The sequence below is a fragment of the Agathobaculum sp. genome (assembly GCF_050946325.1).
Lineage (GTDB): Bacteria > Bacillota > Clostridia > Oscillospirales > Butyricicoccaceae > Agathobaculum.
In genome coordinates this window covers 1-3,863 of the sequence record NZ_JBMNUP010000163.1, presented here as the reverse complement: position 1 = coordinate 3,863, position 3,863 = coordinate 1, and the positions used below count along the sequence as shown (strand labels likewise).

Below are 3,863 nucleotides of genomic sequence, written 5' to 3'. Positions count from 1 at the left end.
TTTTTTATCATATTTGTGCAAATGCACAAACACATCTTCTTTCCGTAAGCAACATTCACAAACTTTCATTTTTACCGCTGCCCTCATTTCTGCTGGACGCATTTTCTCGATTTCCTATCCGTGTCTGTCCGCGCGCTGGCCCCTCCGGTTGACACAGGATTCTCTTCTGTGCTACAATCAGACCGATCGGGTCTGCACCTGATCCGGAGCGCGAAACCAGCGCACTTTGCGCTTGTTTCCGCCTGTAAAACAGATCATTCAGGGAGAATTTTCCGGCATGTTACATCAATTTTCCAGAACAGAGCTTCTCTTGGGCTCCGAAAGCCTGTCGCGGCTCCGCCGTGCGCGCGTGGCTGTCTTCGGTATTGGAGGCGTAGGCGGCTATACGGTGGAAGCGCTGGCGCGCAGCGGCATCGGTACGCTCGACCTGATCGACGACGACAGAATCTGCCTGACAAACCTCAACCGGCAAATCATCGCCCTGCACAGCACCATCGGGCAATACAAGGTCGATGCCGCGCGGCAGCGTGTACTGGATATCAATCCGGACGCCGTTGTGCACACCTATCAGACCTTTTATATGCCGGACACTGCCGGCCAGTTTGATTTTTCCCAATACGACTATATTGTGGACGCCATTGACACGGTTACGGCTAAGCTGGAGCTGGCGGTTCGCGCCCAACAGGCCGGAACGCCCATCATCAGCAGCATGGGAACGGGCAACAAGCTGGACCCGACCGCATTTGCCGTGACGGATATTTACAAGACATCCATGTGCCCGCTTGCGCGCGTCATGCGCCGCGAACTGAAAAAACGCGGCGTAAAGCGGCTGAAAGTGGTTTATTCAACAGAAGAGGCCCTGTCTCCGGCAGATGCCTGTTCCGAAGATGCGGCCGGCTCACCGGACGCCGTGCGCACAGGCGCGCCGCGCAGACAAATACCCGGCAGCACAGCGTTTGTTCCCGCCGTTGCCGGCCTGATTATCGCGGGGGAAGTCATCAGGGACCTTGTGCAGTAAACGCACGCTTTTCCCCAAAAGAAAGAAGGAAAAATTTATGAAAACAGCGCTAACCATCGCCGGAAGCGATTCAAGCGGCGGCGCAGGCATTCAGGCAGATATCAAAACCATGGCGGCAAACGGCGTTTACGCCATGAGTGCCGTCACCGCGCTGACCGCGCAAAACACAACCGGTGTTTACGGTATTTTCGAGGTGACGCCCGCTTTCCTCGCCAGCCAGCTGGACTGCATTTTTACCGATATCCGACCGGACGCCGTCAAAACCGGCATGGTCGCATCTGCGGCGCTCATCCAGGTCATTGCGGATAAACTGCGGCAATACCATGCGGAAAACATCGTCATTGATCCGGTTATGATCGCCACAAGCGGCTCCCGTCTGATTGCCGAGGATGCCGTGGACGCGCTCAAAGAACTGCTTTTTCCGCTTGCTGCGGTGCTCACCCCCAACATTCCGGAAGCATCTGCCCTTTCCGGCCTTCCGGTGCGCAGCACCGCCGAAATGGAAGCGGCCGCACGCGCAATCAGCCAGCGGTACGGCTGCGCCGTGCTGTGCAAAGGGGGCCATCAGGTGAATACCGCAAACGACCTGCTGTATCATAACGGTATGGTGCGCTGGTTCTGCGGCCGGCGGATTGACAATCCCAATTCGCACGGCACAGGCTGCACGCTTTCCAGCGCCATTGCCTCCAACCTGGCCAAAGGACTGCCGCTGGAGCAGGCCATTGAACGCGCAAAAGCATATATCTCCGGCGCGCTCGGCGCCATGCTGGATCTCGGCGCCGGCAGCGGCCCGATGGATCATTTATTCGACCTGCGCAGCCAGTTCATTCCATAAATTTTCTCATTTCCGAACATATAAAAATCCCGCAGTCGTATAGACTGCGGGATTTTTTGAGCAGTGCTTGCGCTCTGCCTGCAGCAGAAAATCACACGTTCTCCTGATACAGAATATGATCGATAAAATTTTCCAAAAACTGATGCGCAAGGCTTCCCTGCCGGATATTCCGCCGTGCCTCTTCCACAGAAAACCACCGCGCCGCGTCCACCTCAGACGTGATCCCTGCCAAACTGTCATTGGCTACCGTGCAGGTAAAGTTCAGCATCAGCGTGTTGCTCTTTGCAAAATATTCGCTTTTATTGAACCGCAGCGAGGTGACATCCAGCCCAATTTCCTCCTTCACCTCCCGGCAGACCGCGTGCTCCGCGCTTTCCCCCTTGTTCACATAACCGGCAACCAGTATGTAATCCGTTCGGCCATACTGCTGAATCAGCAAGATACGCTGTCTGTCCTCGGTCATCACAATCATGATGACCGCCGTGCTGAACACCGGAAAGCGGAACGCCTCACACTTCGGACAGTAGGGAATCATGCCCTCGTTTTCCAGAAAACGCTGTTCCAGCTCGGTACCGCACTCCATACAATATTTCATCTGTGTCTTCCCTTTCCCAATCACTGTTATCTGTCATTATCAGTATACCGCACCACTGCGCCGCGCACAAGAGAAGGTTCCTCAAAACTGCCTTTTCCTATCCGATATTTCTGCGTTCATCCGTTAATTTCTGCACTTTACTCCTTGTATATCAAAAAATGACCGTCTGTTCGTTTTTTCTCCCAAGATGTAACACAAGCAAAAAAAATGCCGTTTCTGCTTATCGGCAGAAACGGCATTTTCAGCAATATCAGTTATCAAAAAATTCGTTGATGGAATCGACAACCTCAGCCACATGCGGCTTCGGTGCGGTTGCCAGGCATACCACAATGTAAATCACAATCGAGGCCACCATCGACCACAGACCGGCCGAGAAGCCAAGCGGCGAAACCTTCAGCACGAAAGTCATGACCACCATCATCACTTCGCCAATCACCGTAGCGGCGATTGCGCCCTGCTTGGTGGCCCGCTTCCAGTACATGCCGCCGATAATCGTGGGCACCAGTACGCCTACGCCGCTGTTGGCAAGGTTGAGCAGGTCAGCCAGCGCGCCCGGTTTGGTCAGCGCAAAGATAACCGAAATCAGACCGACAACCAGTACGCCGCCGCGCGCCACGTTATACATGCTCCGCTCGTCCGCATCTTTATTGATATACTTCTTGTAAATGTCCGTCGACACCATCGCCGAGGCTGCGTGAAGCTGCGAATCGCCCGTTGACATGGCTGCCGCCAGTGCGCCCGAAATAACAAGCGCTGCAAATGCAGTGGGCGTGTACTTGAGCAGCATTTCCGGGAAGATGGTATCTGCCGCCGCAAGATCCGGCATGAGCAGACGGCCAATAAAGCCCATACAGGGGGTCAGCACATAGATAAAGGTCAGGTAGATCGAGGAGAACACCGCAGACCACTTGACAACGCGCAGATTTTTGCCTGCAAAGAAACGCAGCGACACCTGCGGGAACATCATCATACCAAAGGTGATGACCAGCCAACGGCTCAGCCAGTCCTGCGGCGTGACAACGCCATTTGGACCAGGCATGGTAAACAGTTCCGGACAGTTGGCAAACGCCGCTTCAAACGCTGCCGAAACCGACGGGAAGTTTGCACGAATGACCCAGAACGAGCCGCCCAGCAGGCCGATAAACATAAATACGCCCTGCGCTGCGTCCGTAATGGCAACGCCCTTCATGCCGCCCATCCAAACCAGGATGATCATAATCACGAAGAACAGCACTGCGCCCACCGTATAGCTCAGCTTGCCGCCGGAGATGGTGGTGAAAATATAGCTACATCCGATAGCCTGCATGGCGACATACGGAACCGTAAACACCATTGTGATGCCTGTTACCAGCAGACCCACCGTGTTGGATTCATATACATCCGCTGCATAATCTGCAACCGACATGTAGCCATAC

At 54.5% G+C, this 3,863-nt stretch carries 4 protein-coding genes; 2 read left to right on the top strand and 2 right to left on the bottom strand.

Annotated elements, in window-relative coordinates; all coding sequences use genetic code 11:
* Positions 1–277: 277 nt before the first annotated feature.
* The gene (locus tag ACOYIE_RS09895; protein WP_433412776.1) at positions 278–1,018 is read left to right on the top strand and encodes a tRNA threonylcarbamoyladenosine dehydratase; all 741 of its coding nucleotides are present in this window, start codon (positions 278–280) and stop codon (positions 1,016–1,018) included.
* Positions 1,019–1,055: 37 nt separating this feature from the next.
* On the top strand, positions 1,056–1,853 hold the full coding sequence (gene thiD / locus ACOYIE_RS09890) for a bifunctional hydroxymethylpyrimidine kinase/phosphomethylpyrimidine kinase (RefSeq protein ID WP_433412774.1): 798 nt from the start codon (positions 1,056–1,058) through the stop codon (positions 1,851–1,853).
* Between the two features lie 91 nt (positions 1,854–1,944).
* Here thiD and ACOYIE_RS09885 read toward each other — a convergent pair whose 3' ends face one another.
* Both ACOYIE_RS09885 and ACOYIE_RS09880 read right to left on the bottom strand, forming a co-directional pair.
* Positions 1,945–2,448, bottom strand: coding sequence for an NAD(+) diphosphatase (locus ACOYIE_RS09885; protein ID WP_433412772.1), 504 nt, complete (start codon positions 2,446–2,448; stop codon positions 1,945–1,947).
* A gap of 250 nt (positions 2,449–2,698) precedes the next feature.
* Positions 2,699–3,863 (bottom strand): sodium:solute symporter family protein (locus ACOYIE_RS09880; RefSeq protein ID WP_433412770.1); only part of this gene is annotated, 1,165 nt, incomplete at its 5' end.